Annotated in this window: 1 protein-coding gene; it reads left to right on the forward strand. The window is 59.4% G+C overall.

Annotation, left to right across the window (positions count from 1 at the left end; all coding sequences use genetic code 11):
* Nucleotides 1–608, forward strand: a 608-nt coding sequence (locus tag B0D78_RS12975) for a hypothetical protein (protein ID WP_205948331.1), incomplete at both ends; no start/stop codon positions are given.

Raw genomic sequence — 608 nt, forward strand, 5'->3', positions numbered from 1 at the left:
ATCAGCGGCAACTCTACGGACGCCGTCAACGGCAGCCAGCTGTTCGGCGTCATCGAAGAAGTGAACAAAGGAACCAAATACGGCGGAGACACGGGCGCCGTCTTTACCCGCAGACTGGGCGAACAGACCAGCGTCAAGGGCGGCAAGAGCACCGGCCTGACCGAAAACAATATCGGCGTGGTTTCCAACGGCACGGACACCCTCACCGTCAAGCTGTCCAAAGATGTGAACCTGGGCAGTACGGGCAGCCTGCAGGCCGGCGGCACCACGATCAACAGCACCGGCATCGCCACCAACCAGATCGTGGCGGGCGGCACGACGATCAACGGCACCACGTTCGACGCGGGCAACAAGCAGATCACCAACGTAGCCAGCGGCGGCAGCGTTACGAACAATGCGGCCACGATCGGCGACGTCAATACCATTGTCGGCAATAAGGCCAAATGGACCATCAAAGACGGAGAGACGCCGGCGGGCGAGAAGGAAATCAACAGCACCACCCCGTTGGTCGTCGAAGGCGACGCTTATGTAAAGACCAAAGTGGACAACTCTGGCCTTCACCTGAGCATGGACGAAACCAAGCTGAACAGCACCATCACCAACAACAC

The organism is Pyramidobacter sp. C12-8, from assembly GCF_002007215.1.
Lineage (GTDB): Bacteria > Synergistota > Synergistia > Synergistales > Dethiosulfovibrionaceae > Pyramidobacter.